Origin of the sequence: Paenibacillus sp. 1182 (assembly GCF_017833915.1) — a bacterium.
Lineage (GTDB): Bacteria > Bacillota > Bacilli > Paenibacillales > Paenibacillaceae > Paenibacillus > Paenibacillus polymyxa_D.
Window position 1 is genome coordinate 52,408 of sequence record NZ_JAFICR010000013.1, and the last position, 26,753, is coordinate 79,160.

Sequence of the window (26,753 nt, forward strand, 5' to 3'; positions counted from 1 at the left end):
AATGTCATCGTTAGCAAGGAAAAGAAGCTTGATCCTTCTTTTCCTTGCTAAAAGGTAGAGGAAATGTTGAACAAACCTTCGATGATCTTATAATTTTTGATAGTGGTTCAAGAGATGCTCAACTTTTTCTTTAATAATCTGTTTTAAAGATTCAGGCTTCACAGATCGTACATAATGACCATATCTCATAAAATAATGAGCGATAAACTCTTCTTCTCCAGGATTATAGAATCCCTTAATGACTGTCTTATCACCATTTTCTATTTTCATAGAGGGATAATGTTCTTTATAGAAAATGTCCTTCGCTTGTTTTACAATCTCTACTTCAAAGTCAATGCTCTTCTCGGATTGATACATTTCTAATGAACGATTAAGGAGCTCATCTATAGAAAAGCCAGAATTGCTCTCCTCTTCTTTTACAAAGGTGATTCGATCACATCTGAAAACTCTATATTTATTCGTATTTAACTCTATGCCAGTAGCATACCACTGACCAAACTTAGCGGAAATTTTGAAAAATTGAACATAGTAACTTTTATTCTGATTATTTTTTACATATTTAACTTTACAGGTGCTCTCATTAAGAATGCTTGTTAGAATTTTATCTAAATAACGACTAATATGAGTATGCTGATATATTTCAAATTGTAGAACCTTTTTCATTTTATGAATCTGGTTTATTTGTATTTTAGAAAGACAGTGTTCAAACTTTTCGTTTAGTTTATTAACACTTAAGTGAAAGGGGGTGGATTGATAAGCCTCTAACGTCAACATTGCAAAGTACAGTGCATATACTTCATCCATCGTAAAAATAATGGGGGATAACAATCTATTTTTTAAGATACCATATCGTCCATGTCTGCCATGTTCCGAAAAAATAGGCATACCTAATTGTTCTAATGAATGAATATCACGTAGAGCTGTACTTTTTGAAATATGGTACTTATCCATCAGGTCATTTAAATTAAAGAACTCTCGACTGTTTAAGTATCTGATCATATCATTTAATCTTTCTGATTTCTTCATCTAAATCTCCTTATAAAGGTGTCATGTTTTGATACCTTTATATATGATAATAAGTTCAAGGGAATATATCAAATTCATAAAATATCTGACTAAAAGCACATATAAAAGGAGATTGATACCATGAGTACAACACTGGAAGTAGCTATTTTCTTATCCATGAACGGAAAGGCAAAGGAAGCTATGCATTTTTACAAAAAACACTTCAACGCAGAGGAATTGTTTCTGGTTACCTATCAAGACATGGCCCAACGTGACAGTTCCATACAGCTTACGGATAAAAATAAAAATTATATTGCTCATTCTGTCTTATCCATCGGAAAAACAAAAGTAATGATAGCAGAAGATACAATGAATCCCAGTGAAAAATATATAGTTGGTAATAACACTTCATTATGTATTCAAAGTGCTGACTTAGAAGAAATTAAACATTTTTATCATAGCTTAATTACAGATAATCGCGTGAAAATTATCGTGCCTTTATCTAATAATATGTTTAGCCAAGCCTACGGTATTATTGAAGACCCGTTCGGTATTCAAATACAATTAATGTTTGATAATCGATTACAATAAAAAGGTTGTTAAAAGCTAAAAAGCACAATAGCATGGTGAAAAGTGGATAATAAATGGACAGAAGTAAAAACTAAAAGGGAAAAATCCAAGATACCACAGCAGAAAAGGAGACACTATGACGGAGAAAAAAGAAATAGCAGATAAAATAGGGTGGAACTTCGACAACAGTTACTCTCGTCTGCCAGAATCCATGTTTACAAAGCTCAACCTGACTCCTGTCCGCTCACCAAAGCTGATTATACTTAATCATCCGTTGGCAGCATCACTGGGGTTGAACGGCACGGCGCTGCAAGGGAATGATGGCGTAGCGGAGCTGGCCGGCAACCAGGTTCCTGAAGGGGCTACGCCTCTTGCTCAAGCTTACGCAGGACATCAATTCGGGCATTTTAACATGTTAGGAGACGGTCGTGCTCTGCTGCTTGGCGAACAGATCAATCCCTTGGGTGAACGGGTTGATATTCAGCTCAAGGGCTCTGGCAGAACGCCATACTCCCGTGGTGGTGACGGGCGTGCGGCACTTGGTCCGATGCTTCGTGAATACATCATCAGTGAGGCGATGCATGCGCTAGGTATTGCTACCACCCGCAGCTTGGCGGTGGTATCCACAGGTGAGACGATCATCCGGGAAACCGAGCAGCCCGGTGCCATTCTGACCCGTGTGGCTGCCAGTCATCTTCGCGTCGGAACCTTTCAATACGTCTCAGCATGGGGCACGTCCGAAGATCTCCGTGCTCTGGCTGATTATACATTGGAAAGACACTACCCGGAAGTTGCCAATGACGAAAACCGTTACCTTTCACTGCTTCAGGAAGTGATTAAGCGTCAGGCCGAGCTGATTGCCAAATGGCAGCTGGTTGGTTTTATTCACGGGGTGATGAACACCGACAATATGACCCTTAGCGGAGAAACCATTGATTATGGTCCTTGCGCCTTCATGGATACCTATGATCCTGAGACGGTATTCAGTTCCATCGACAGGCAGGGACGCTATGCTTATGCCAATCAGCCGCATATTGCTGCGTGGAATCTCGCGAGATTTGCTGAGACGCTCTTGCCACTGCTGCATGACAACAGGGAGCAGGCTGTCACACTGGCTGAGGATGCAATTTCAGATTTTGTAAAAATGTTTCACAGTCACTGGCTTGCAGGAATGCGAGCGAAGCTAGGGATCTTTAACGAAGAGCAGGAGGATGAATCTCTTATTGAGGATCTTCTGAATATCATGCAGAAGCATCGTGCTGACTACACCAATACCTTCCGTGCCCTAACTTTGGACAAGCTGGAGGATACGGTTCTGTTCAGCACTGAGGAATTCACCCAGTGGCACGAGCAGTGGCAGGCGAGACTGGGCAGACAGCAGGAATCCCAAGATTCATCGCATCAGCTGATGCGCAGCAGCAATCCTGCAATCATCCCGCGCAACCACCGAGTAGAAGAAGCATTGGAAGCTGCGGTGGAACGAGAAGACTACCATGTGATGGAGCATCTCCTTGAAGTTCTTTCGAACCCTTATGCTTATTCTGACGAACAGGCTATTTACTCTACATTGCCTGAGAAATCCAACTGCTCATACCGAACCTTTTGCGGTACCTAATGTAATGTAATCATGTTGAACAACTCGATGATAACCTATTTCATGCGTTGGTGGAGAAGATAGCCATTCTCTCACCAGCGCATTTTGTTTTTATTTTGGTAGGCTGCAACTAATTAATCCAGCTCTTGACCGTCATTTTCGATTTGTATGTGCCCGCAATAAAGACATTGATGCGTACAGTTCTGTGTAAGAGCAGGCTGGCCTTCGATGCGCATGTCGCTTTTTCCGTTCAGCCAAGGCATCGTAAGAACAGGAATACATGGAGCCTTTTTCACCCCATAAATATCGACCATCTCACTGGCTTGCACAGTCGGATTCAGCGGACTGGAGCAATTTCCAAAAGATTTTATGTTCACTCCAGGCACATAATCTCCAATATTCATCTGGGCTTTATTTTTGACATACACCCCGTGGCTAAAAGGGCGCTTCAAACGCGTAGGCTGTGTACCGTAACTACAGCTTAAAATCGCACCTGCCACGACATAGCTTTTTTTCGCACCTGACCCAGGCTGCACACTTGCTTCTTCCATACGGATTATTCCTCCTTTGTGGACATCTCCACTTTTTGCACACGAACACCTGTAAATGGACGACGCAGCAGACTTTCCGCTACCGCGAGATTGATATAGATATGAGCTTCCAACAAGCCGGCGATCCGAAATATAGACGATTGGATTTTTCCGTGTTTAAGTACCAACTGCTTCAAGGTATGGTCAGGATACCACTCGGTTTGTGAGGAAAGACAATCCACCACAGGTGGACGCAATATCCAGTACACATCCTGCCTGGCCTTCTGAAAATCGGTAAGTATAGCGACCTTCCATTCCAGCTCCGGCATATATTTTTCCAACAGGACTTTCATGGAGTCTGAAACCAGTGGCAAAGGGAACTCCAGAAAATCCGGATATACGGTTCGTGGATCTGTATGTACTGCTAAAAACAGGGGAGTGTCCTCCGCCTGAATGGTATGACCCGAAAGGAGTTCTTCCACCTGCAAGGGAGACAGGGGCGCAGTCTCTACCCGATGCTTTACGCGCTCGTCCACCATGAGTCGAAAATATCTCATTTACCCCCACTCTCCTTACTCACTGTATCTGTTACCTGTGTAGCCAGGGGTGCTTCTACAGCAGCAAGACCAATGGCTTCGCTTAGTTGGATATCTGTAAAGATTGCCCGGTGTAGCTTTGCCCCTGTAAAATTAGCTTTTACTAAACATGCACCTATAAACGAAGCGCCAGTAACATCGGCTCCTACAAAGCAGGCACCTGTTAGATCCGCGCCGTTAAATAAAGCTCTTTGCAGCGCGGCATCTTGGAAAGTAGCTCCTTGAAGCTGTGCATGTTGAAAACGAGCTCCCTGTAAATTAGCTCTTGTAAAATCCACTCCATCCAATCCTAGCGGTTCCCAATCCAGCCAAGCATCCGATCCATATTCGCTATTGCTTATAACTTCGTCCAGCACAGCCTCTTGCAGGGAACAGCCACGGAAATCGGCTCCGTGAAGCAGGCTGTGCGAAAAGTCGGTTCCATCTAGCTGAGCTTCTTGCCATACCGTGCCTACGAGGATACAGTGATGCAATCGGCTTTGTTGCATCCCGATCTGGCGAAAGACTGTATAACGAAAATCCAAGGAACTGTAATCCCCATCCGACAATTGCACTTGAGACAGTGCTTGGTAGCTGTAGGCCGATCCTTCTTTTTCCTCCAGCCAAGACTTTATGATGTTAGCATCCACGGGTCTTCGATCTTCCCGGTACACGGAGACACTATGATCCATATACTCTCCGACGCGAATCTCAAAAGCTTCTTCACGATCCAACGCCTCAAACTCTGGTAGGTGGACTGCTTGCTTCATAGCCTGACGAACCAGACTAACGATCATCGTATGAAGATATCCCGCTGCTTCCAGCATGATCTGCTCTAATTCAAGTTCGGAAAGGGAGACTTGCTGGTTCAAGGTTTCAGCCCCAAGTTGTTCATGTAATTGAGTCCAATAGAGAAAAATCCAACTTGCATCGTATTCCAACTGAACGGGCTCAGCATCAAGTATCCATAAGGCATCCGTAGCTTCAACAAGATAAACGGGCTTCTGTTCAAGCCATGTGGTGCGCAGCATGGAGTAGGTGATGTAACCGATATGACCTTTACGACCTGTGAGTTGCTTTTGCCGAACCAGCTCACAAAAGGCGCGAAAATGTTCTACTATATGCTGTAATCGTTGTGTTTGTGTTGATGTACATTTCAACGCCCATTCTTTGCGAATGAGAGACCAAGCCTGTTGAAGAGCTGCTTGTTGCTGATCTAACACATCTGTTTGCTTTTCCATTGCTAATCATCCTTAATTTGACTTCACTTCGCTGCCTTTCATATCCGCTGACCCGCTTAATTCAATATGACTGCCGTTACAATCCATACGGAGCTGACTACCTGCGGACAGGCTCATCGTCTTTCCCGCAGACAGGCTGAGATTGCCTCCTGCCGAAATATTCACTTGCTTGCTGCTGGTGATATGAATGCCTTCTTTATCATCCAGTTTGATGTAAATAGCGCCGTCCTTGGCTGTAACGACCAGTTCATCCGGTCCCAGTCGAACTTCCTTGCCATGCGGGGTACGCCATATTTTCATTTGCGGATTGGAAAAATGGTTATGCGTACTCTTGCGATCTGCCCGTCTCACGGCACTACCTGCCACGCCATCTTCTTCCCGACTACCGGGGAAATAGAGGGAAACGGAATCGCCTTTTTCTGGCATGACGTACCAGCCGGTATGGCCACCGCCACTGTACACAGTAGAATAGTTGAACCAATGTGCCTTGCTTGCGTCCTGTTGTTCGTCACAATCCAGATGAATGCGCACCTGATCCTGACGTACGTCCAGCACAGTACCGCTTAATGAGGCTCCTGCCAGCTTATCCTGGTAGTAGCTTTTTTGCCGAAATCCCTGGTAAGAACCCAACACATACTGATGCCGCAGCAGTCCTTGACTCATGGCGGTGTAGGCTTCCATGACATACAAGTTATGCCCCTGAAAATTCAACTGAGCGCCCAAGTCGAGTACCTCATCTGTTTCTACCTCATAAAAAATAAAATCGTGTTCACTCAGTTTGGTCTGTTCATTCTCCTGAAAATAACGAAAAGGAAGCAATTGCTTACGTACGGTATAACGGGTATGATCCAGTATCGCCTGTGCAGGGCTGTCCTCAATACCAAAATAAAATTTGGGACTGTCAAAACGGGCTACAGGCATCAGACTCGTATGATAACGGGAGGCTATGCGTCTTAAAAAAGCCCAGTCTGTCTCCTGATACTGAATGGCAAGCCGCCCGATGGCTTCTCCGCCAGTAGCCCCGTCGATCACATCCAGTCCTTCATAGTCCTTACCTATGTGCTCCAGCATTTGAGGAATCGTCATTTTCGTATACTGAAAAGAGCGGGTACGCTGCTTGATGTCCATCCGGTACGTATGGGAAATAGCTTCCACTTCCAGATAGTACACACCTCGCACGACTTTTACCTCGACCGAGAGGGCAATCCCACTAAATAGCGGTTTGCTTACGCCAGACTCATCTTGTTGACTGACTTCAATGATGGTATTTTTTTCTGTCGTTTCCACGTAACTGTCTTGCAAGTCTTCGGGGATAACACCTGTAAAATAAAGCCGAGTATGCTCGTTAACTTTTTTCGTTAAGGTGAGCTCTTCTAGATCCATTTGTTCATAAGGGTGAATGTGAATTTGATGACTCATGGTGTAGTCATTCCTTTCTCATTTGTAGAATAGGTGGAGGGTGGAAGGACAGAAAGGGATTGAACCCAGTATTCTGCTACAGGTAACCAGATTTCGAGATCTACCTCCAGACAGCTAAAGGAACCTATGACAACTCGTCCATTGTGGATGAAGAATAGCATTTCGTTGTATAGATTACCGTCGATCCCCGCCGCCACAAAACGAATCTGCCCAACTGAAAGTCCGGAACCGTTGATAACCATTTCGGTACCTAACCAGTTGCGAATCGGTTGTACAGACCGTAAAATATCCGCCATTTGCTCTACAAAATCGGGCAGTTCTTCCGCTTCCAGGGCAGTATCTGTAGGATTAAAAGTGATATTGATAGTCTCCTCAGATGAGGTATAAATGACCTTTGGTCGATGCTCTGAAGGATATTTGATTATAGCTTGCTCCATTGGCATAGGAGTAAAGGACTTGGGAATGTAGAAACCAATTTCTCCGTGTAGTATTGTAATGGGCTCCAATGCGAGATAATCGTTTTCAATATGAAGTAGCTTTGTTTCTTCAAACATGGAACCGTCCTGTTCCGATTTCTGAGTTTGAGCTGGAATGGATTTCACATTATCGTTATTAGCTGTCTTCCGATCCACCATTTTAGCTTTGAGGCTAAGTATATGCTCGTCTAGATAGTTCATAGGAAGCCCCCTTTTAGGAAAAATACACGTTTGTACTTGAATATGTAAAGATGGGAGGAGATATTTAAGTACAGAACCAGCATATGTATTTATCGGTTAAAAGAGAGATTTAGTTTACAAAATGAACCATTCGTTGGGGGGGCATTATTTGATAATAGCTCCTATTTCATGCCATAACCCCTTTTTGCCGTAACAATTCGGTAGTAGTACTCCAAAGTAGGCGTTGCATCTTGCTATCCCCACCAGGATATGTCGGCACAATCGGCTTACCAGTGCCAACATTAAAATATCCACCTGTCACTTCTCGATATTGAGATTCTGTTGCTAAACGAATAATAATTTCTGCTCCTCTCCGTGGGTCTCCAATATGCAAAGTGTTCAATATTTTTGCAAGTACTGAAGAAAATCCCAACTCACGGCCAAGGCCAGTAACGTTAAATCCTGGATTAAGTGCGTTAACTACGATTCCGGTTCCATCCAACTGGCGTCCAAGTTCTTCTGTAAACATGATATTAAGAAGTTTAGTCTTTCCGTATATCTTAGATGAACCTCTTGCGGTAAATGCAGATATATCTGTTAAATCCTCCGGTAATTTTAATTCGCCATGGTTGCGTGACGCTTCAGAAGCCACATTGACGATCCTAGCATTTGTGGATTCCATGAGTGAATTGAGTAGGGTATGCGTTAACAGCCACGGGGCAAGATAGTTTACGGCTATCATTTCTGCCAAACCCTCTGAGGTTATTCGCTGTTCAAATCCATGTAATCCAGCATTGTTCACTAATACATCAATCTTTGGATAATTAGCTTTAATTTCATCACCAATACGCCTGACATCCTTCATAAGAGACAAGTCCCCGAAAAAAAAGTCTACCTTTGTACTTGGCGCCAGATCTTTTAGAATATTTTTAGTCGTTTCAGCACGCTTTTCATTTCTGGCTGTTAAGACTAGATGCGCTCCGCGTTGGGCTAATTCAATTGCTACTAATTGTCCAAGACCGTTAGTAGCACCAGTGATTACAATAGTCGGGTATGTCGACATATACATCATCCTCCTAATTCTCGATCCAATTACATTCTTATTCATGCTTACGCTTTACGGTTGTAGATGCTTTATACTGTAGATCTTCTGCTTGACACTTACCAAAGCCGAAAATATGATTGATATATATCAAGTATATGTATTTTAATTGATATATGTCAAATATATTCGAACTCATTCAAATAAGGTGGAGACATATGGATCATAAAACTCAACATTCAAATTCTACAAGAGAGCAATTAGAACTGAATCTTGGTGAACAACTTAATGCACTTATAAGCGCGTCACATGCACTCAATGTAAGAACAGCGGCACTTTTCGATCCATCATTGCAACCTGCGGCTTTTCTGATCGTACGCTGCCTTCTTTCGTACGGTCCGGCAAGCGCTACATTTTTGGCGGAATCCACCGCTATGGATCGAAGCTCTGTCAGCCGACTTGTTACTCAGCTTAAACACTTGAATTATGTAAAAAGTGAAACTCACCCTGAGGATCGTCGGGGAGTGTTAATATCCCTGACAGCTAATGGTCGTGAAAAAGCCCTAGAAGCTTTAAAAGAAAAAGAAAATGAGTTTTATCAACGCATTTCAACATGGGAGGATTCCAAACTTGAAGCGTTTATTGGTATGCTGAATTGTTTTAACGGTCAAGATTGCGAGGAGTAATGATTCGACATAAAGCATCGGATGATGAAAATAGGGGGCATTTCAAAAGTGAAAGAAAAAAATGTTAGGGAAATTAGGGGAACTGAATATCATGATATTTATTTGTTAAACCAAGACTTTAATCCCAATCTATATCTATTTCCTGAAGTAAAAGTAAAAGAGAAAATTGAAATGATTATAAAGGAATCAAAAGATGTAATCTTTGTTTATGAAGAAAACAACGAGGTATTAGGATATATTCATGGAAGCCCACATGAATTACTTTTTTCTGAATCTTTGGTGAATATACTAGGATTTGTTGTTAAAGAAAAGTATAGAAATCAAGGTGTAGGTAGCATGTTGATTGAGCGTCTTGAACAGTGGGGAAAGTCCCATGGATTTCCCGGGATCAAACTGTTATCTCACCCAAGTCGGATACAGGCTCACAGGTTCTATGAACGACGTGGCTATATGTTTACCAAGGATCAGAAAAATTTTATAAAAAGTCTCAAATAAATACATAGGCTTAATATCGTGATATTTATCATTGAAAAACTAGTTATGTTTAGCACTCTAATGCATCGCATTAAATTGACCATTGTTCAGAAAACATGAATCACCTTCCTTTCCATTTCATGCCTAAATATGTCTGCGAATTAGCAGTTGTATTTAGGCGTTTTTTGTCATACAATGCATCTAATGCTACGGACTCGGTCTTAGAAACAGTAAGGTTTGGACGGTAAATAGGACGTGGTTTCCTTGTATATTTAAGAATCGTGGAACTACTTTGTAGTCGTTCACTCACGACCACGTCAGTCTGAAAAATTAATAATGTTTGGGGGCAGTTTTCCGGATCATTAGCGTTTGATGATGAACATATACGAAGGGGAGCGTTCTTTTGGAATCGAAACAATTAACGAGAGGGCTAAAGCCACGGCACGTTGAGTTGATTGCGCTTGGAGGCACGATTGGCGTCGGTTTGTTTATGGGGTCGGCAAGTACGATAAAATGGGCAGGTCCCTCAGTACTGTTGGCTTATCTCTTAGCTGGGATTATTATGTTTTTTGTCATGCGGATCATGGGGGAAATGCTGATTCTTGAACCGGTGACAGGCTCATTCGCTACATTTGCTCATAAATATATCAGCCCTTTAGCCGGTTTCTTGACCGCCTGGAGCTATTGGTTTTTATGGGTTACCGTAGGGATGGCAGAAGTCACTGCGATTGGGGTATATGTGGGCTACTGGTTCCCGGATATCCCGCAATGGTTGCCGGCTTTGGCAGGTGTAATTATTATTGCATTGGCCAATTTGGCGGCTGTGAAATTTTATGGGGAATTTGAGTTTTGGTTTGCGATGATTAAAATTGTCGCCATTATCTTCATGCTAGTAGTGGGTACGGGGATGATCTTCTTTGGCCTCGGTAACGGTGGACAACCGATAGGTCTATCCAATCTGTACAGCCAGGGCGGCTTCTTTGCAGGTGGTTTGAAAGGGTTTCTATTTGCACTCTGCATTGTAACAGCGGCTTACCAAGGGATAGAGATGGTGGGTATTACGGCAGGTGAAGCAGAAAATCCGAAAATGACACTGCGAAAAGCCATTAAAAACATCATCTGGCGTATTCTGATTTTCTACGTGGGTGCAATCTTTGTCATTGTTACGATTTATCCTTGGAACCAAATAGGCGAGATCGGTAGTCCATTTGTTCTGACTTTTGCCAAGGTAGGAATTGTGGCTGCTGCGGGTATCATTAACTTTGTTGTACTTACAGCTGCGATGTCTGGTTGTAACAGTGGTATTTACAGTGCGGGCAGAATGTTATATACATTGGCTAAGAACGGACAAGCTCCTAAGTTCTTTGGGAAAGTTTCTCCAAGCGGCGTCCCTAGAAATAGTATAATAACGACCATTTCCTTGCTACTGGTAGGGGTGTTATTTAACTATTTAATGCCTGATTCCAAACTGTTTCTGTATATTTACAGCGCCAGTGTTCTTCCAGGCATGGTACCGTGGTTTGCATTAGCCATCAGTCAATTTAAATTCAGGAAAAAGTGGAAGGATGAAATGAAGGATCACACCTTTAAATCTCGTTTTTTTCCAATCAGTAATTACATCACCATTGTCTTTTTGTTGCTTGTGATCGTTGGAATGTGGTTTAATCCAGACACACGCTTGTCGTTGATTGTCGGGGCAACATTCATGGCGATCGTCATTGTTGGATATTTTGTCTTTGGCATAGGAAAGCGGCAGAGAATTGAAGAATTAGAGGAAAACTAAAAGATTGCTAAATACGTAACATTTGCCGAGCGCAATTCAGATGACCTGAGTTCGCTCGGCTTTTCTTTTACATGACGAGGGAGGGGCTATGGAAAGGTTGTTACTGAGGTATAGAACCGTGTGGTTATCCAGTTCGCACTACAAGTGTAAATACAAATACAAAAAAAGTGAGAACGAAAATGGAGAAGTTGATTATTGCCATACTCTTACGGTTAGCCTTAAACTCTGTAATTCCCGAAAATAAAAATATAAACCCTAGAAAAAATTGTGAGACTTTGTACAAATCCTCGTAGGTGTTTGGGTATGCGAGTGATAAAGAGGAAGAGATCATAACAACTACAGCAAATATTAAAGTGAGGATTTTGTAAATATCCATTTTCTTAAACATAGATAAGTTCCACCTTCCTATTTATTCCTAATGTATTATATTCTAAGGGTGGAATCTTTGGATTACAAATAAATACAAAAAGAGGAAATGGACAATAGGATGGTACACAGAATAAAGTGAAGGTGTCCCAAGTAATACTTTGGGGACACCTTCACAATTAAAATCACTTGTACAACTTATGATTTACATAGCTTACATTGTGCTAATGTCAATCACGAATCTATACTTCACATCAGAAGCTAACACTCGTTTGTAGGCTTCGTCAATCTGGTCGGCCGAAATTACTTCAATTTTAGGAACAATATTGTGTTTTGCACAAAAATCCAACATTTCCTGTGTCTCACGGATGCCTCCTATCATTGAACCAGCAAATGAACGGCGATGTCCGATAAGGGACATCACATTTAGTGACAACGGCTCCCCAGGGGCACCGACATTCACCAAAGTTCCATCTAGATTGAGTAGTGCAAAATAAGCATCCATATCGATGGCAGCACTTACCGTGTTAATAATCAAATCAAAGTGCCCAGCAAGTTTTTTAAATGTTTCTGGTTCGCTTGTAGCATAATAGTGGTCCGCACCAAATTGCAAGCCATCATCTTTTTTCTTTAATGTTTGGGATAGAACGGTTACCTCAGCACCCATAGCATGTGCGATCTTGATAGCCATATGGCCAAGGCCTCCCATTCCCACAACGGCCACTTTCTTATCTGGACCAGCACCCCAGCGGTTCAACGGTGAATAAGTCGTAATACCTGCACAAAGTAATGGAGCAGCCACGTCAAGCTCAATGTTATCTGGAATTTTTACTACAAAATCCTCAGTTACGACAATGTGGGTAGAATATCCGCCTTGTGTAGGCTCGCCGTATTTGTCAACACCAGCATAGGTAGGGACATTTCCTTTAAGGCAGTATTGTTCCTCTCCTTTACGACAGTTCTCACATTCGCCACAGGAATCAACCATACAGCCAACCCCTACCCGATCACCAACTCTGTACTTTGTAACCTCAGATCCTACCTCCGTGACAATCCCTGCAATTTCATGTCCAGGTACGAGAGGGTAGTTCACTGGCCCCCATTCGCCGTGAGCAGTGTGGATGTCAGAATGGCATATGCCGGCATATTTAATTTCAATCAGAACATCGTGTGAAACAAGATCCCGTCGTTTAATTTCAGCCGATCGAAATGGTTTGTCTGGGCCATCGACAGCTCGTGCTTTAGCAGTTATCATAAATAGCCTCCTATTATTTATATTTTTCAAGAGAATGCAGTTATATCGGTATAAATTGAAAACTAGCTGAAGTCGGTTGAAGTTCCTCTTCATTTATTTCCAATTATACTTTTTCTCTTGCAAATCAATGTTAATCCTTATAGTTAACTCTAAGTCAAGCGCAGATTTATAAGCCTCTATCCAGTAATGTTGTTTTCTTGCTAATTATATTTCGTTAGATAGCACCTGATTCTACTTTTCCTATAAGGGGACTTTGACATTCAACAAATAACTTGATAAAATCCCCCTTGTATCATAGAGTTAACTCGAAGTCTATGTCATTAAAAATAGGAGATATATGATGAAGACATATTCTATCAGCGAAGTTGCAAAAGAATTGAATCTTACAGCATACGCTTTGCGTTACTACGACAAGGAGGGACTTATGCCTTTTGTAGAACGGACATCTAGCGGAACAAGATTATTTAAAGAATCCGATATCGACGCTTTAAAAATAATTGAATGTCTAAAATCCACCGGGATGCCGATCAAAGAAATTAAAAATTTCATTGATTGGTGTTCTGGTGGGGATTCCACACTACAACAAAGATATGACATGTTTATGGAACGAAAAGCTATTGTAGAAGCACAAATGGAAGAACTTAAAAAAACAATGGAAGTTATTGAACATAAATGCTCATATTACAAAACTGCATTGGAAGCCGGAACGGAAAATATTCATAAAAACAATAAAATAGGGAGTCTCATTACTAACTAATAGAAAAGCATCTGTAATTCATCCATTTCTATATGAATTACAGGTGCTTTCGTTTGTAATATTCGATTTACTACAACCTACTGATTTAAAACAGCACGATCTGCTTTAGAAAACTAGGAACCAACTATGATGTAACTTGAACAGACAGGAGTAGTACCGAGGATCAAGTATTCCGAAAGTCAACGGGCAATTTACCCATTATATAGGTTGAGAGCCACGACTTTAGTTCAGAAAACAACGAATTACTATAGAATCATCGAAGATAATCAGGAGTATGGTCCAGTATTCCCTCATTTTTATTTTTGATAAGATTAATTCCATATTATTGAAGGCTACAATCAGACCGCGAAGGTATAAAGAAAGATACATAAGGAAATGAGGAAGATACTAATGAAGGCAAAAGCGTATATTATTTTGTTGACTGCTGTAATAAGTTTAGCTGCTTTGCTGACTGCATGCGGTGACTCCAAGAAGCAAATTGAAGGTGAATCTACGACTGGAGCAGCAACGGCAACGACTACGACTACACAGAATGCCAAGGTGGACAATGCGGCACAGGCTGGTGTGGATGGTGTTGTGAGCAATACTACAGACCAAGCTACAAAAGGTAATGGGAAGACGTATTCCGACGTGGCTAAAGAAGCAACGAAGCCCGATCGGCCAGCAGGACAAATAGGGTTAAATACGACGCAGGAGCAGCTTCTTACCTTTGCAGATCGTTATGGGCTGGTACGAGTGCAGGATCATCCGATTCGGCGAGTTTCCGATCCAACCGGAAAACATGTAAACATTGCAAATTACAGTGATTCTGTCGTGAATTTATATACAGAAGAACCCATCCACCTGAATACAGATGAATTTATTCATGAAGCTTATAATTTTTTTACAGAGGGAGTTGCTCCAGGGGAGTCCTACAAGAAGTGGGAGGAAACTTCTAATACAGAAAGAGGACTCGTCAAGATGCTTTATTTGTCACGCGAGGGACTTCATATTTTAGAAGAAGCGATGAAGACGCATGATTACACTAGTCCATCGGTCCAAAATACGCTGGGATTTTTTAAGGTTGCCTCAGAATTTGAGTCTATGATGCCTGTTGCCCAGACACCTACAGACATCAGCTTGTACGATATGTACGATCAACGCGTTAAGCCCGAGTGGAAGAAACTAAGTGACATTAAAAACCCTGCCGCGAATGAAAAAGCCTTCGCTGCGGCCTATCAAAAAGCAAGAGATGAGACCAATAATCTTATGGGGCTATTAAACATTATGGTGTCTACAGAAATGGAAAAACGTCTCAAAGCTGCAACCGATCAGTAAAACACAGGCAAATAGTAAATTATCAAGGACATAATTTATCCACACTTTCTTCTAATATTTAACTGTCGATAGATTTATTGAAAAGCTATAATGCTAATGATGATTTGAGTGTACTTGGAGAAAAGAGGTTGAGGGTATGAAGTTGAAAAAATGGCCGTTAGTATTCATGATAGGTATTCTCATGCTGTTATCCGTAGGCTGGAACAGTGGAGTATCTTATGCGAAATATTATTACGAATACACTTGGGATCAGTACAAGGGGACTGAAATCAAGACGTACAGGCTGACACCAGTAGCTGGAAGAGCCGGATTCATGGATCAGGAAAAGGCCTTAGCTGCTATTGGCAAAACCCCGAATGTGTATGGAAAGTTCAGTGGCTATAGAACAGAGAAAACAACTGAAATTGCAACCAAGAGTGTAACAGATGAGGTTTATAAATATGCAGTTGTTGATTTTATTAGCGACAAGGAGCCAGAAACTGTAGAATACGTTAATCCAAAAGGTGGAGTTCCTCATACATGGAACGGAACCGATGAGATTCGAATTTTTATGAGAGGGTCTGAGGCAGCTTCTTTGGCAGAGCTGTTTTATGAGGGAACTCCAAGTGAAGGACGCTATCATTTTAATGCTGACGATGTCTACTTAGTTACATTCTGGTCCAACACAGTAAAATCAATCACTGGAATGTCTGCTGAAGCGCTAGTTGAGGAAGGCCCCCCTGCGTTTATAAATCGAGAGTTGGTTGGTCAAATAAAAGGCAAAGATCCTGCTGCCTATCCACAAAATGGGGCTTTAAACGGCTACTTTTATGTTTATAAGGGTTCTGAGTTTAAAGAGAATTAAAACAGCAGACAGGATTTTATAAGTATATATGTACACGAGAACGAGATAACATTTTGTATTCTTCAAGCGAATGCGGATACAGATGTTATCTCTTTTTTTATTTGTATACGGGATCAACATAGTAACACAAAAAGATGATAAATATTTAATTACCAATGAAAACCATTGTTTAGTGATAGGGAATTACGGCTTAAAAAAAGATGGTGAATAAACAGGATAGTAGATTGCCAAAACTACTTTTTTTACTGGCTTTATTCAATCCTAGGGAGATTATTCCGATAATTCAAGTATATACAGTTTGGTGTTAACAGTAATGAAAAACCGATTGAAAACAAGAGAGACTAATTTTCAAAGTTGATATGAAAGTACAGGCGAAAGTGGCTCAGTGCTATCTAGTAAAGGAGGTGTAATGATTCCGAATAATGAATTATGAAAAAAAGTTAAAACAAATTAGGCATTACATGGCTGGTTTACTGGCTGTCTGGTTGTTCTGTATACATAGTGCGCCTGTTTTTGCGGACAGAGCCTTTAACGATATCGAACATTCCTATGCAGCTGATGCGATTGAGGCCATGGCTGCTCAAGGTTATGTTACGGGTTATCAGGATGGGAGCTTTCGACCTTTACATTTTATCTCGCGACAGGAATGGGCAAGCATTTTCGCTAAAACCTTAAAGCGAACATCGAATAACAGAGGCGTAACTTCTTTTCGTGATGTGTCACCATGGGCTCTACCTTATGTACAGGCCTTACAGGAAGAGAGCATTACGAAAGGAATTAGTGATCAATTATTCGGTGCCAAGCACAATATGACTCGTCAGGATATGGCCGTTTGGTATGCCCGCTATTTTGGTGTTACTGAAGATACCCGATCGGCTGGTATATCCAGTTTTGTGGATCAATCTGATATATCAGATTATGCACAAACGAGCGTATGGCTGATGGAACGGCTGGAACTGATCGAGGGAGATACGAATCACTATTTCCATCCTAAAGAGTCTGTGAGACGGCAGGATGCCACGCTGGTTGCTTATCGAATATGGTTAGGCGGTGACGGTCTGAGAGAACGTGCCAAGCGTTTGCTAGGGTCATTAGGAGATGGAACTGCAACGATGCCTCAGACGACCAGCCAACAAGAATCGAAGAAGATCGAGGTCGATGTGACACCGGAAATTAGTCAACAACCTGTGAATTCGGAAGTCGAGGAGCCTAAAAGGCATCGCCCAAGCCCTGATTCACCAGCATCTCCGGTGACACCACCAGAACCGAAGCCGGAACCGTCGGTGACACCGCCGGGACCTAAACCCAAACCACCAGTAATTCCGGTAGATCCACCGGATCATTCTTCGGATTTTCTGGTAGATGAGGTCGTGATCAAGGCGCAGGAGCTGGTAAATCAACCGGAGACATACCCTTCGTATCAGCTATCTTTTCAGCTCTACAATAAAGGGCGACCCGTAAGCATTCCTGCTGCCAGCGTCACAAGTGTTACGTACACATTTAGTGATGGGTTAGGTATTTTTGATGAACAAGGGAAAATTGCACATCCCGAAAATATTCCGGTTGCGGACAGCTTCATTCCTGTAGAAATGAAGGTCACCGTTGCCAAACCTTATCAGGTCCTTACAGCTCAGGCCAAGCTAATCGTGAAAGGGAAGACTCCGCCGGCAGAGCCACCGAACGTAATCAGGTCCGTATACTTGGCTACGTATACCATTTCAGAGGCTGCTACTTTAGATCCTGCTGCTTGGAATATGTCCTACGTATTTCATAATGCTAATGGAGAGGTTATAGCTCCTGGATTGCTGCCCTCAGACTTGATACTTCGGGTAGAGGATTCCAGAGGAATATTTGATGAGGATGGGAAGATTGCCAACCTGCATTTGATTCCGACAGTAAACTCGGTCATTCCATTAAAGATCACGGTTGAGTCACCATCTCAAGGGGTTCACTTCACATCTGATGCGGAATTAACGGTAGAACCCGGGGGACGCAAAAAGCAATACTTTGCTGTCTCCATCATGCTGCAGGGAAGCGCGACGACGGTAGATCAAATCAAGCAAGCGCGTCAATTGCTGATGGACCACTTTGGTCCCAATATCAAAGTGACGTGGGCGATGGAAAACGGATTTGTTTTTGTAGAAGCAAATCGCCCGCAGCTTAAACAGGTTTTGGCATATGTCGATCAGTATGGAGATGAAGTCGGAATTCTGATGGGGTATCCGAACCAGTACGAGCTTCCTATATGGGAAGCAAAGATGGATGAGTGGCTGTACATGTATCGTTACAATGCATTCAATGAGCTGCACCAATCCGGTACAATGGGATCACCATCGGTGTTTGAAAGCATGGATACAGACCAATATCGGAAGTATCTTCCGAAATCATTGACCAGCTTTACGGTAAATCCCGAACAGACTCAATGGCTTAAAGATCACTATCGGATTACTTCCGCGATGGGATGGTCGGCTACACAATATAATGTGAACGGTATGTATGGTGAGGGCTCTCCATTGATGCCTTACTGGTCCCATAAGGACAATCCAATTGTTCCCGCACAGGGACTAGCAGATAATAGCGGTACCGTATTCATGAACTCGGTTACGATTGATCCGATTGGATCACGCTATACGAAAGATTCCTCACGCTGGACTCTTCATCCGCTTGACCCATATGTGACTGAGACGGATGCAGCACCACAACTGTATATAGTACAGCAATATTTGGATAACCCTTATCAACGTATAAATACGGTAAACTACTTGTCCATTATTTTGGACATCAACGCACTTGCCAACACCCATAACATGGCTCCAATATGGGAGAATTTTGTGAACCACTTCCCTGTTGATCGCAAGGTTGAGATTGTAGGCGTGGACGGGCTGAAACAGATTTATGAATCGGTAGCAGGATCCAATAATGATCATACGGAGTTTACGCTCATGTTTAGAGGCTCAGGTATTAAGACGGCTATGGATTCCAATAATTCACCAGCGAATCTGCGCTATTTGTGGACCGAAAATGCCTCACAGCGGATTATTATATCCAAAGAGGATGGAGATGCGGCATGGTCCATTATTGACTTTACCGATTATACCCAAAAGCCGGTTCCGAAGATGGACTACAACTTGGATGGTCACACGGACGTAAGCTATGTCACCGGAAGGAACTTCAAGCTATGTCCAACGGCTCCTTTAACAGCGGATGAAATTCAACGCGTAAAGGATCGTTTGAAGGATATTTACTTTGCAGAAGAAGTGAATTATCAGTAAGTAATTGGAAAAAATTAAGAGCTGAGGTTTTATGAAAAAGGGGTGTCCCCACAGCCATCGAAATGGCTGTGGGGACACCCCCTTGTTTTAGAGAAAAGGTTTTACACCCACTCAATAACCTGATCTACAGGTCGCCGAGTTTTGCCACGCGGCTCGTTGAGACGGTAGCCAAATGCCACCATACAAGAAATACCGAAATGCTTGGCATCCATAATGCCTTCTTCGGAGAGGATGCGTTCGATTTCCTGTTTATTAAAACCTTCGATAGGGCAGGAATCAATGCCGATTTGAGCTGCGGCAGTCATCATGTTGCCCAGTGCGATGTAGGTTTGTCGGCAGCCCCACTCGAACAAGGCTCTTTTGTTTTCCTCCAGCGCAAAATCTGATTTTAGGAAGGCGTCATATACTTTCTCTTTGCCTTGCATCACTTCAGCTGGTAATTGCTGCACGTTCTCCATCATACTCTTGATATAATCGGAGGAGGCTACCATATCTTCAGGAAGTCTAGAGAGGATGAGTACAAAATGGCTGGCTGTTGGCAGTTGTTTTTGTGCCCCCCAAGAGTAAGGCAGCAGCTTCTCACGCATAGCTTTACTCTGAACGACAACAAATTTCCAGGGTTCAAAGCCAAACGAGCTTGGAGATAAACGACCGGTTTCAAGAATAAAATCAAAATCGGAATCGCTAATTTTCTTATGACTATCAAATTCCTTCGTTGCATGTCTGAACTCGTATGCAGATAAGATTTGATCTTTAGTAGTAGCTAAGGTTTCCATCGTTATTCCACTCCTTATAGATGTTGATTAAGATTGACGCTTACCAAGTGACATGCTTAATATTAGAATATACATGACCGTTTTTGAAGTACGCACATTAATGTGCTGTAGTATATAAAATGATACTAAGGAGGAGAAAAGCCTATGCGTAATCGGAAAGGCGGCTTTGGGGAATGTACCGCTGGAAATGATCAGGCGTGTCCAGTTGAGTTCACGCTGGACGTGATTGGGGGCAAATGGAAAGGGATTATTTTATATCATCTCATGTATGGGACTAAGCGATTTAGTGATTTTCGGCGGATCTGTCCGGGGATCACCCAGCGTATGCTGACACTCCAATTGCGCGAGCTGGAAGAGGATGGTGTCGTTCACCGTGAAGTATACCAGCAGGTTCCGCCTAAGGTTGAATACTCTCTCACCGAATTCGGGAAAACGCTCATCCCGATTATTAACTTGATGAAAGATTGGGGAGAAGAATATAAAACAAAACAGCGATCACCAGAAAGCAGCCTTCAGCAACCTAGCCCCAATGTGTAGGCTTTTGAATACGGCTCCACGAAAAAGACCTGACCATCATTTTGGCAGGTCTTTTGATTTATTAAGGAGGAATGTACAAAGTTCGTTTTTCAGTTGACAGCAAGGACGACGCTTGATATATTTCTTACGATATTGATAATCATTATCATGTGTATCGGGGAGATCTCTCCACAATATATAGGGGGCTAATCAGTTGAGAAGAAAATCGTATTTTATGATGACAGCTATGTTACTTGTATTGTCTGTATTCATCAGCGCTTGCGGCGGAAATAATAATGGGAGTAATCCGGCTTCATCTTCAGGAGATAAGCAAGAGTCAGCTACTACTGGAGAGACTAGAAGCTTTAATACGGTTAAAGGGGATATTCAAATTCCTGCTAAGCCACAGCGTATTGTAACGGATTTTTACGGTGGAGAACTGCTGTCCGTAGGTGCTAATGTGGTGGGTGTAGAGCCGACAACGTTTCAAAATCCCTTTCTGACCGATTTGCTGAAGGAAAAGGGAACCAAAGAGGTGGGTGATCCGACCAATTTGGAAAAGACGCTGGAACTCAAACCCGATCTGATCGTGGTTATGAAGGGTACGAATTATGAGGCTTTGTCTAAAATTGCACCTACCCTGTATATTCCGTACGGCACGACGACTAATATTTATGATACGGTCAAGTTGTTCGGCGATATCACCGGGGAAAAGGAGAAGGCTGAGCAATTTATTGCTGCATTTGATAAAAAGGCCGCTGAAGGTCGCGCACGTCTTAAAGGTGTGATTGACGAAAAGGCAACTTTCGGTCTGTATGAGCTGACGGACAAGCACGCACTTTGGATCTTTGGCGACAATGCGGGTCGAGGCGGACAAGCTGTCTACAATGCGCTCAAACTGAATATGCCAAAGAAAACTGTGAACTCCAAGGAACAAACGGTGCAGCTTTCGATGGAGGTATTGCCACAGTATGACGCAGATTATATGTTCCTGACTACGTATGATCCCGAGAAAAAGGGTGACGCGCTCAAGCAACTGAAGTCGTCCGCTGTATGGGGGAATCTTCCTGCGGTGAAGAACAATAGAGTGTTCTTTAACGATTTTGATACGTATTATCGCTATGATCCAATCGCTATTACCGGGCAAATTGATATGATCGTAGATATGCTGGTCGAAAGAGAAAAAGAGAATAAAGCTAAACAATAAGCAGATTCTGCGCTATAACAAATTGTTGAAATAGATAAGAGATCGCATATTATACACAGTATATAGCATTAAAAACCAGTCCAACATGAATCATGTTTGGACTGGTTTTTGATTTACTATTTTGTCGTAATTTCAATAGTATCTTCTTTTTGTATCCAATCTACCTTGGCCCCCAGCGTTTCGCTGATCAGCCTTAATGGAAGATAACCAATACCATTCACCATGAAGGGCGGATTGGTAAGCTTTACAGCTTTACCGTTCACTTTTGCTTGGCTGGTTTTGAAATTTATTTCTAGAAAGACAGGGTGATCTTCTACCTTGGACTGATCTATTTTTGCTATTTTGCTGTTGAAATCATAAGCGATCTCGGCCCCCAGTTTATCAAAAACAGAACGAAGGGGAATAAACGCTTGCCCGTTGCGGGTAATGACACCATTACTCAGAGAGACAGGCGAACCATTGAGACGGACAAGAATCGGTTTTTGTACAGGAACTGGTGAACTATACAGAAACTCATAGTCTCCTATACCTAGCTGCGCGTGTTTGTTGACACCCCAGCCCCATAAGGCCCCATCTGCTTTTTGCATGATTACGTGCCGTGGACCTGCTTTGATACTTTGAATATTTTTAGCAAGCAATGTAAAGGGGGCGTTGGATGGTAACTTTTCACCATCTAGAGACGCAACATATACATTCCCAGCTGTGGTGAGGGCGAGTATGGAGCGTTCGGCGAAAAAGGCGTCTTTAACATCTTTTACTCCTGATAATAGCACAGGGGTATTTTCATTGTGATAGGTTGTATTATCTGAGTAACCTGTGACCGTTTCACCCCAGAACCATAACCGTCCTTGTCGATCAATCGCGAGATTGGAACTTCCATTGGTCTTAATTATTTTGATGTCCGATAAGGCTTGAATCTGCGATACGGATAAAGTTTCGGACGGAGTTACATTTTTATCAAATTCTTTGGGCCATGTCCATACAGTACCGTCTTTCTTTAAGGCTATGTTTTTGGAGATAGCAGTAATATCCTTTAATGATGGAACAAGCTCGAAGCCCTGCAAGGACCTTGTATTTTTCCATACACTTCCGTCCTTCTTCAAGAAGATCCAGCGTTCCTCATATTGCGGTCTTTTTTCATAGTAACTATCCAATTCTGTAACATTTTCGATGCCGGATAGGGTTTGAAAAGGAGCAAAGTTGCCACCATTTTCGATTCGATCAGCAGATAATACGGTTCCTTCGGCGTTTAGGGCGAGCACATGATCATTCATAATACGCACGTTTATGATGTTTGGTAGTCCTTCCAGAGAAATGAATTTCACGGATTCAGAAATGTTGTTTCTTGGCACATACCAGGCGGAATGATCTTGTAAGGTAAATATCAGATCGCCTTCCTGGATTATATTCGAAAATGTTCTTACAACGTTTGGCTTATCCTCTACACGAGTCGGTACGGATTGATTATAGCCCCATAACCACAAGCTTCCATCGGATTGAATCAGACTCCCGGAATCATATGAACGAATACGGGACGCCGATTCATCACCGGCCGCCCATGCACTGGAGCTGAACAATAACAGCGCGATCATACTGATTAACAGAGTACGTCTTTTCATGCGTTTTTCCTCATTTCTTCATCAATGTATATAAGGTTAAATAACGCCTTGGGGAATATCTCCTTATCAATAGACGAAGAATATATAGAAAAGTTTTCCACAAATCGTTGGATTCCAATAAAATAGCCTCCAAACCCACGAGCAGAGGCGGGTTTGAGAGGCTATTTTTGAGCATGGAAGCAGAATATGACTTGGGACGGGTTCTTCCAATGGTCAGCCCGTTATTCGGCTGCGCACCATCAATAAGGTTTGTTCTTTGATTTGTCCGATTTCACGGAGGAGTGCGGCTGTTTTAGCTTCGTAGGATTGTTTGACATCCAAATCTTTCAGCGAAGCAAGGTTAATGTCGACGGTAAGCAGGGCAGATTGAGCGGCGGCTTCGAACAGGATCGCGCCGATGCCAAGATCCGAAATCACATTTTTATTGGACACTTCCACAATGTTATAGGCTTGCGACAATCCGTCTCGGCATACTTCCAGCAGGCGCATGGGTACCTCAATGGCAGCGATCACCGCTGTCTGTAAGGAATGGGTACGATAGCGCTTTTCTTCGTCTGTTTCCTTGGGCAAACGCAGGGCAGTCATATACTGTTCAAAGGATTGGATGTCTGCGACCATTAATTCCTCACAATGTGTAGACAATCTTTCCATGCTGCTAATGACGTCCGTGATTTGTTCATGGATGTGCGCGTATTTTTCTCCTTGTGAAAGGTTGGCGGTCATGGAGGTCATAGCCGCGCCTAGTGCCGCAGCCAGTGCGGATACACTTCCTCCGCCAGGGGTAGGAGCTGCACTTGCAGCCTCTTTCAGAAAATGTCCGATGGAATGATTCCACGACAGTTCACTCATGAGTAAACCACCTCTCTGGAGTAGTGTTGCAGATGTATCGCTTTAAGCAAATTTTTGTACAAAATCGCAGTCGTTAAGGTGCCAACACCGCCGGGAACCGGAGAAATAGCATGTACTTTTTCCCCCACGTCTAAAGCGGCATCTCCCACTATTTTTCCCTCTAGCGTCTCATTAATTCCCGCATCTACCAAAATCAGACCGGGATGAACCATATCTTGCGTAATCACATCAGGGCATCCGACTGCCACGAAGGCAATGTCTGCATGGCTCAGATGCTCTGCAATATCACGCGTACCTGCATGACAGGCGGTAACGGTGGCGTTTTCTCTTTGCAACATGTGGAAAAGGGGAAGTCCCACTGTCTGTCCGATGCCCACGAGCGTGACATTTTTGCCTGCCAATGTGTGACCGTAATGCTTGAGCAGCTCGATACAGGCTTGAGGTGTTGCGGGATATAGTCCGGCGTCACCTGTTACAGTAGCCAGCTTGTTATCGGGTGTAATCCCATCAATATCCTTGTAGGGGGCAATGGATTGTTTAATAACGGAGGCGGAAAGATGTTGGGGAAGCGGCAGTTCCAGCATAATGCCATGTACATGGGATGCATCGTTCAGACTGCCGATCAGGTGCAGTAGCTCGGTTTCGCTAACATGACGATCAAACGTATGGAGATGAAATGAGATGCCCAGCTTCTCCGCTATTTTTTGCTTGGTCCGTGCATAGTATGCAGATGCCGGATCACCTTCTACCAATAGGGTTGCCAGATGGGGACGGTGTCCTTGCTGCTTCATTTCTTCTACCTGTGAACGGATCGTTGCATATACTTGCTCAGCTGCTTCTTTGGATTTCATGATAATAGCCATAGTCCGAGCCTCCTCTGAATTTATTGCATAATGGAATCAACAGGGTGTCATGGTCTTGTAAAACGAAAAAAAGTATTTGCACAAGGTCGTCAAGACAGACGAATCCTCTGCAAATACTTCTCCCAGGCGAACGGTACGCTTTTTTTGTATGCTCCCTCGTGGTTCATTCCACTGACTTCGCCAGTCACATACAGCGTTATTATACCTTATATTTTAACAAACAATCATCAGAAAAGAAACCCGCGAACATTTGGAAAACGGGTTATGTTACTTGTCTATATGACAAATGTCATATACACGAACTGACGTTTATGACTACAGCGCCTAGAGCGTTCTCCTTATACTGAGATTAGATCAACATGTACGCCTAACAGGATCAAGGTATAGGCGTCATCTTTAAGGAGGATCATAATGAGTATGACACAACTCCCATTAGCCCAATTGAAAAAAAATATGGCTCCCTACGAGAAAATAAACACGAAATCCAGCGTTCTGCAACTTATCAATACTTTGGGTCCACTGATCCTATTGTGGTATGCTGCTTATCTTAGCCTGTCGGTTTCGTACTGGCTGACGCTTCCCATTGCCATTGTTGCATCGGGGTTTGTGGTACGGACGTTTATTATTTTTCATGATTGTGGTCATCAATCCTTCTTCAAAAGCCGCAAGCTGAACGACATTGTGGGAACGATTACAGGTATTATTACGCTCTGCCCTTATCACCAATGGAAAAATAGTCACGCGATCCACCATGCAACCAGCAGTAATCTGGATAAAAGAGGCACAGGTGACATGTGGGTGCTTACGGTAGAAGAGTACACAGAGGCTTCCACATGGACACGGTTGGCCTATCGCATATACCGAAATCCTTGGGTTATGTTCGGACTAGGTCCGATCTATACTTTTTTGATTTCCTATCGCTTTAATATCAAGACAGCCAAACGCAAGGAAAAAATGAACACTCATGTGACGAATATATCCATCGTTGCATTGTATGCACTGTTGTGCTGGGCTATTGGATGGCAGGCCTTCCTTCTCGTACAGGCACCTATCTTTTTTGTATCCGGTATGTTGGGAATCTGGTTGTTCTATGTACAACATCAATTTGAGGATTCGTATTTTGAGCACGATGAAGAGTGGAGTTATATTAATGCAGCCGTAGAAGGCAGTTCTTACTACAAGCTTCCTAAAGTATTGCAATGGATTACGGGCAATATCGGATTTCATCACGTTCATCACCTGAGTCCCAAAGTTCCAAATTATAATTTGGAAAAAGCACATGAAGCGACACCGTTACTTCAAAAGGCGACCACGATCACAGTGAGTAGCAGTCTGCAATCGTTGAAGTTCCGACTTTGGGATGAAAATACGAAAACCTTTTTGACCTTTAAACAAGTGAAGCCGCTCCTCAGCAAACGTGTAGCAGTTACGAAACCCATGCCTACACCTGTTGTAGGCACAGAAAGAAAATAACGTTGAACAAAACCTGGTATGATAAGATAAGGAATATAAGTCATGTGAAGTAGAAGAGGGTGGG

At 42.8% G+C, this 26,753-nt stretch carries 24 protein-coding genes and 1 riboswitch; of the genes, 12 read left to right on the plus strand and 12 right to left on the minus strand.

Annotation, left to right across the window (positions count from 1 at the left end):
- Positions 1 to 87 precede the first annotated feature (87 nt).
- The gene (locus JOD82_RS22885; RefSeq protein ID WP_209949975.1) at positions 88 to 1,026 is read right to left on the minus strand and encodes a helix-turn-helix transcriptional regulator; all 939 of its coding nucleotides are present in this window, start codon (positions 1,024 to 1,026) and stop codon (positions 88 to 90) included.
- Positions 1,027 to 1,146: 120 nt separating this feature from the next.
- On the opposite strand from JOD82_RS22885, the gene JOD82_RS22890 reads away from it, so the two are divergent.
- Both JOD82_RS22890 and JOD82_RS22895 read left to right on the plus strand, forming a co-directional pair.
- Positions 1,147 to 1,596 carry a VOC family protein gene (locus JOD82_RS22890; RefSeq protein ID WP_209949976.1) on the plus strand — a complete coding sequence of 150 codons (450 nt, stop codon included), beginning with the start codon at positions 1,147 to 1,149 and terminating at the stop codon, positions 1,594 to 1,596.
- Positions 1,597 to 1,711: 115 nt separating this feature from the next.
- Positions 1,712 to 3,190 carry a protein adenylyltransferase SelO gene (locus JOD82_RS22895; RefSeq protein ID WP_209949977.1) on the plus strand — a complete coding sequence of 493 codons (1,479 nt, stop codon included), beginning with the start codon at positions 1,712 to 1,714 and terminating at the stop codon, positions 3,188 to 3,190.
- Positions 3,191 to 3,303: 113 nt separating this feature from the next.
- Here the strand turns inward: JOD82_RS22895 and JOD82_RS22900 are convergent, their stop codons facing one another.
- The 6 genes from JOD82_RS22900 to JOD82_RS22925 all read right to left on the minus strand — a co-directional run bounded on the left by JOD82_RS22900 (position 3,304) and on the right by JOD82_RS22925 (position 8,653).
- Entirely contained in the window at positions 3,304 to 3,720 is a 417-nt protein-coding gene (locus JOD82_RS22900) for a DUF4280 domain-containing protein (RefSeq protein WP_069012891.1), read from the minus strand.
- Between the two features lie 5 nt (positions 3,721 to 3,725).
- Positions 3,726 to 4,256, minus strand: a complete 531-nt coding sequence (locus tag JOD82_RS22905) for a hypothetical protein (protein WP_176715766.1) — start codon at positions 4,254 to 4,256, stop codon at positions 3,726 to 3,728.
- Positions 4,253 to 5,515, minus strand: coding sequence for a pentapeptide repeat-containing protein (locus tag JOD82_RS22910; protein ID WP_209949978.1), 1,263 nt, complete (start codon positions 5,513 to 5,515; stop codon positions 4,253 to 4,255). The genes JOD82_RS22905 and JOD82_RS22910 overlap by 4 nt, the downstream gene beginning before the upstream one ends.
- A 12-nt stretch (positions 5,516 to 5,527) precedes the next feature.
- On the minus strand, positions 5,528 to 6,934 hold the full coding sequence (locus JOD82_RS22915; protein ID WP_209949979.1) for a phage baseplate assembly protein V: 1,407 nt from the start codon (positions 6,932 to 6,934) through the stop codon (positions 5,528 to 5,530).
- Positions 6,931 to 7,611: a hypothetical protein gene (locus JOD82_RS22920; protein ID WP_039272430.1), complete on the minus strand. Its 681-nt coding sequence runs from the start codon at positions 7,609 to 7,611 to the stop codon at positions 6,931 to 6,933. The genes JOD82_RS22915 and JOD82_RS22920 overlap by 4 nt, the downstream gene beginning before the upstream one ends.
- 166 nt (positions 7,612 to 7,777) lie before the next feature.
- Positions 7,778 to 8,653, minus strand: a complete 876-nt coding sequence (locus JOD82_RS22925; protein ID WP_209949980.1) for an SDR family NAD(P)-dependent oxidoreductase — start codon at positions 8,651 to 8,653, stop codon at positions 7,778 to 7,780.
- 197 nt (positions 8,654 to 8,850) lie between these two features.
- Between JOD82_RS22925 and JOD82_RS22930 the strand changes: the two genes are divergently transcribed.
- The 3 genes from JOD82_RS22930 (at position 8,851) to JOD82_RS22940 (ending at position 11,575) form a co-directional block, all read left to right on the plus strand.
- On the plus strand, positions 8,851 to 9,318 hold the full coding sequence (locus tag JOD82_RS22930; RefSeq protein WP_209949981.1) for a MarR family winged helix-turn-helix transcriptional regulator: 468 nt from the start codon (positions 8,851 to 8,853) through the stop codon (positions 9,316 to 9,318).
- A 48-nt stretch (positions 9,319 to 9,366) separates the two neighbouring features.
- Positions 9,367 to 9,813, plus strand: a complete 447-nt coding sequence (locus tag JOD82_RS22935) for a GNAT family N-acetyltransferase (protein WP_209949982.1) — start codon at positions 9,367 to 9,369, stop codon at positions 9,811 to 9,813.
- A 382-nt stretch (positions 9,814 to 10,195) separates the two neighbouring features.
- Complete coding sequence (locus JOD82_RS22940) at positions 10,196 to 11,575, plus strand: amino acid permease (RefSeq protein WP_061831603.1); 1,380 nt, start codon at positions 10,196 to 10,198, stop codon at positions 11,573 to 11,575.
- A 580-nt stretch (positions 11,576 to 12,155) separates the two neighbouring features.
- Here the strand turns inward: JOD82_RS22940 and JOD82_RS22945 are convergent.
- Complete coding sequence (locus JOD82_RS22945; protein WP_209949983.1) at positions 12,156 to 13,196, minus strand: NAD(P)-dependent alcohol dehydrogenase; 1,041 nt, start codon at positions 13,194 to 13,196, stop codon at positions 12,156 to 12,158.
- A gap of 340 nt (positions 13,197 to 13,536) precedes the next feature.
- On the opposite strand from JOD82_RS22945, the gene JOD82_RS22950 reads away from it, so the two are divergent.
- The 4 genes from JOD82_RS22950 (at position 13,537) to JOD82_RS22965 (ending at position 19,386) form a co-directional block, all read left to right on the plus strand.
- Positions 13,537 to 13,953 carry a MerR family transcriptional regulator gene (locus tag JOD82_RS22950; RefSeq protein WP_209949984.1) on the plus strand — a complete coding sequence of 139 codons (417 nt, stop codon included), beginning with the start codon at positions 13,537 to 13,539 and terminating at the stop codon, positions 13,951 to 13,953.
- A 390-nt stretch (positions 13,954 to 14,343) separates the two neighbouring features.
- Positions 14,344 to 15,270, plus strand: a complete 927-nt coding sequence (locus tag JOD82_RS22955) for a hypothetical protein (RefSeq protein ID WP_209949985.1) — start codon at positions 14,344 to 14,346, stop codon at positions 15,268 to 15,270.
- A gap of 136 nt (positions 15,271 to 15,406) precedes the next feature.
- On the plus strand, positions 15,407 to 16,114 hold the full coding sequence (locus JOD82_RS22960; protein WP_029517090.1) for a hypothetical protein: 708 nt from the start codon (positions 15,407 to 15,409) through the stop codon (positions 16,112 to 16,114).
- A gap of 422 nt (positions 16,115 to 16,536) precedes the next feature.
- Positions 16,537 to 19,386 carry an S-layer homology domain-containing protein gene (locus JOD82_RS22965; protein WP_209949986.1) on the plus strand — a complete coding sequence of 950 codons (2,850 nt, stop codon included), beginning with the start codon at positions 16,537 to 16,539 and terminating at the stop codon, positions 19,384 to 19,386.
- Between the two features lie 101 nt (positions 19,387 to 19,487).
- Here the strand turns inward: JOD82_RS22965 and JOD82_RS22970 are convergent, their stop codons facing one another.
- Entirely contained in the window at positions 19,488 to 20,162 is a 675-nt protein-coding gene (locus JOD82_RS22970; protein ID WP_209949987.1) for an NAD(P)H-dependent oxidoreductase, read from the minus strand.
- 144 nt (positions 20,163 to 20,306) lie between these two features.
- Between JOD82_RS22970 and JOD82_RS22975 the strand changes: the two genes are divergently transcribed.
- Positions 20,307 to 20,699, plus strand: coding sequence for a winged helix-turn-helix transcriptional regulator (locus JOD82_RS22975; protein WP_068938572.1), 393 nt, complete (start codon positions 20,307 to 20,309; stop codon positions 20,697 to 20,699).
- Positions 20,700 to 20,892: 193 nt separating this feature from the next.
- Positions 20,893 to 21,885, plus strand: a complete 993-nt coding sequence (locus tag JOD82_RS22980) for an iron-hydroxamate ABC transporter substrate-binding protein (protein WP_081317626.1) — start codon at positions 20,893 to 20,895, stop codon at positions 21,883 to 21,885.
- 116 nt (positions 21,886 to 22,001) lie between these two features.
- Here the strand turns inward: JOD82_RS22980 and JOD82_RS22985 are convergent, their stop codons facing one another.
- From JOD82_RS22985 to JOD82_RS22995, 3 genes are all read right to left on the minus strand, one after another.
- Positions 22,002 to 23,504, minus strand: a complete 1,503-nt coding sequence (locus JOD82_RS22985) for a stalk domain-containing protein (RefSeq protein ID WP_209949988.1) — start codon at positions 23,502 to 23,504, stop codon at positions 22,002 to 22,004.
- Positions 23,505 to 23,717: 213 nt separating this feature from the next.
- On the minus strand, positions 23,718 to 24,353 hold the full coding sequence (locus tag JOD82_RS22990; protein ID WP_069012904.1) for a cyclodeaminase/cyclohydrolase family protein: 636 nt from the start codon (positions 24,351 to 24,353) through the stop codon (positions 23,718 to 23,720).
- On the minus strand, positions 24,350 to 25,216 hold the full coding sequence (locus tag JOD82_RS22995; protein WP_029517626.1) for a bifunctional 5,10-methylenetetrahydrofolate dehydrogenase/5,10-methenyltetrahydrofolate cyclohydrolase: 867 nt from the start codon (positions 25,214 to 25,216) through the stop codon (positions 24,350 to 24,352). Before JOD82_RS22995 ends, JOD82_RS22990 begins: the two co-directional genes overlap by 4 nt.
- Positions 25,217 to 25,329: 113 nt before the next feature.
- Positions 25,330 to 25,414, minus strand: a riboswitch (ZMP/ZTP riboswitch).
- 213 nt (positions 25,415 to 25,627) lie between these two features.
- Here JOD82_RS22995 and desA point away from each other — a divergent pair.
- Positions 25,628 to 26,689, plus strand: coding sequence for a Delta(5) desaturase DesA (gene desA, locus JOD82_RS23000; protein ID WP_029517625.1), 1,062 nt, complete (start codon positions 25,628 to 25,630; stop codon positions 26,687 to 26,689).
- The last annotated feature ends 64 nt before the right edge of the window (positions 26,690 to 26,753 follow it).

Bases quoted from the DNA above. Each gene is read 5' to 3' on its own strand.
- JOD82_RS22995 (WP_029517626.1), bottom strand. From the start codon at position 25,216: ATGGCTATTATCATGAAATCCAAAGAAGCAGCTGAGCAAGTATATGCA.
- JOD82_RS22930 (WP_209949981.1), top strand. From the start codon at position 8,851: ATGGATCATAAAACTCAACATTCAAATTCTACAAGAGAGCAATTAGAA.
- JOD82_RS22905 (WP_176715766.1), bottom strand. From the start codon at position 4,256: ATGAGATATTTTCGACTCATGGTGGACGAGCGCGTAAAGCATCGGGTA.
- JOD82_RS22900 (WP_069012891.1), bottom strand. From the start codon at position 3,720: ATGGAAGAAGCAAGTGTGCAGCCTGGGTCAGGTGCGAAAAAAAGCTAT.
- JOD82_RS22890 (WP_209949976.1), top strand. From the start codon at position 1,147: ATGAGTACAACACTGGAAGTAGCTATTTTCTTATCCATGAACGGAAAG.
- JOD82_RS22895 (WP_209949977.1), top strand. From the start codon at position 1,712: ATGACGGAGAAAAAAGAAATAGCAGATAAAATAGGGTGGAACTTCGAC.
- JOD82_RS22925 (WP_209949980.1), bottom strand. From the start codon at position 8,653: ATGTCGACATACCCGACTATTGTAATCACTGGTGCTACTAACGGTCTT.
- JOD82_RS22910 (WP_209949978.1), bottom strand. From the start codon at position 5,515: ATGGAAAAGCAAACAGATGTGTTAGATCAGCAACAAGCAGCTCTTCAA.
- JOD82_RS22965 (WP_209949986.1), top strand. From the start codon at position 16,537: ATGAATTATGAAAAAAAGTTAAAACAAATTAGGCATTACATGGCTGGT.
- JOD82_RS22960 (WP_029517090.1), top strand. From the start codon at position 15,407: ATGAAGTTGAAAAAATGGCCGTTAGTATTCATGATAGGTATTCTCATG.
- JOD82_RS22990 (WP_069012904.1), bottom strand. From the start codon at position 24,353: ATGAGTGAACTGTCGTGGAATCATTCCATCGGACATTTTCTGAAAGAG.
- JOD82_RS22955 (WP_209949985.1), top strand. From the start codon at position 14,344: ATGAAGGCAAAAGCGTATATTATTTTGTTGACTGCTGTAATAAGTTTA.
- JOD82_RS22970 (WP_209949987.1), bottom strand. From the start codon at position 20,162: ATGGAAACCTTAGCTACTACTAAAGATCAAATCTTATCTGCATACGAG.
- JOD82_RS22885 (WP_209949975.1), bottom strand. From the start codon at position 1,026: ATGAAGAAATCAGAAAGATTAAATGATATGATCAGATACTTAAACAGT.
- JOD82_RS22985 (WP_209949988.1), bottom strand. From the start codon at position 23,504: ATGAAAAGACGTACTCTGTTAATCAGTATGATCGCGCTGTTATTGTTC.
- JOD82_RS22915 (WP_209949979.1), bottom strand. From the start codon at position 6,934: ATGAGTCATCAAATTCACATTCACCCTTATGAACAAATGGATCTAGAA.
- JOD82_RS22945 (WP_209949983.1), bottom strand. From the start codon at position 13,196: ATGATAACTGCTAAAGCACGAGCTGTCGATGGCCCAGACAAACCATTT.
- JOD82_RS22950 (WP_209949984.1), top strand. From the start codon at position 13,537: ATGAAGACATATTCTATCAGCGAAGTTGCAAAAGAATTGAATCTTACA.
- desA (WP_029517625.1), top strand. From the start codon at position 25,628: ATGAGTATGACACAACTCCCATTAGCCCAATTGAAAAAAAATATGGCT.
- JOD82_RS22975 (WP_068938572.1), top strand. From the start codon at position 20,307: ATGCGTAATCGGAAAGGCGGCTTTGGGGAATGTACCGCTGGAAATGAT.
- JOD82_RS22920 (WP_039272430.1), bottom strand. From the start codon at position 7,611: ATGAACTATCTAGACGAGCATATACTTAGCCTCAAAGCTAAAATGGTG.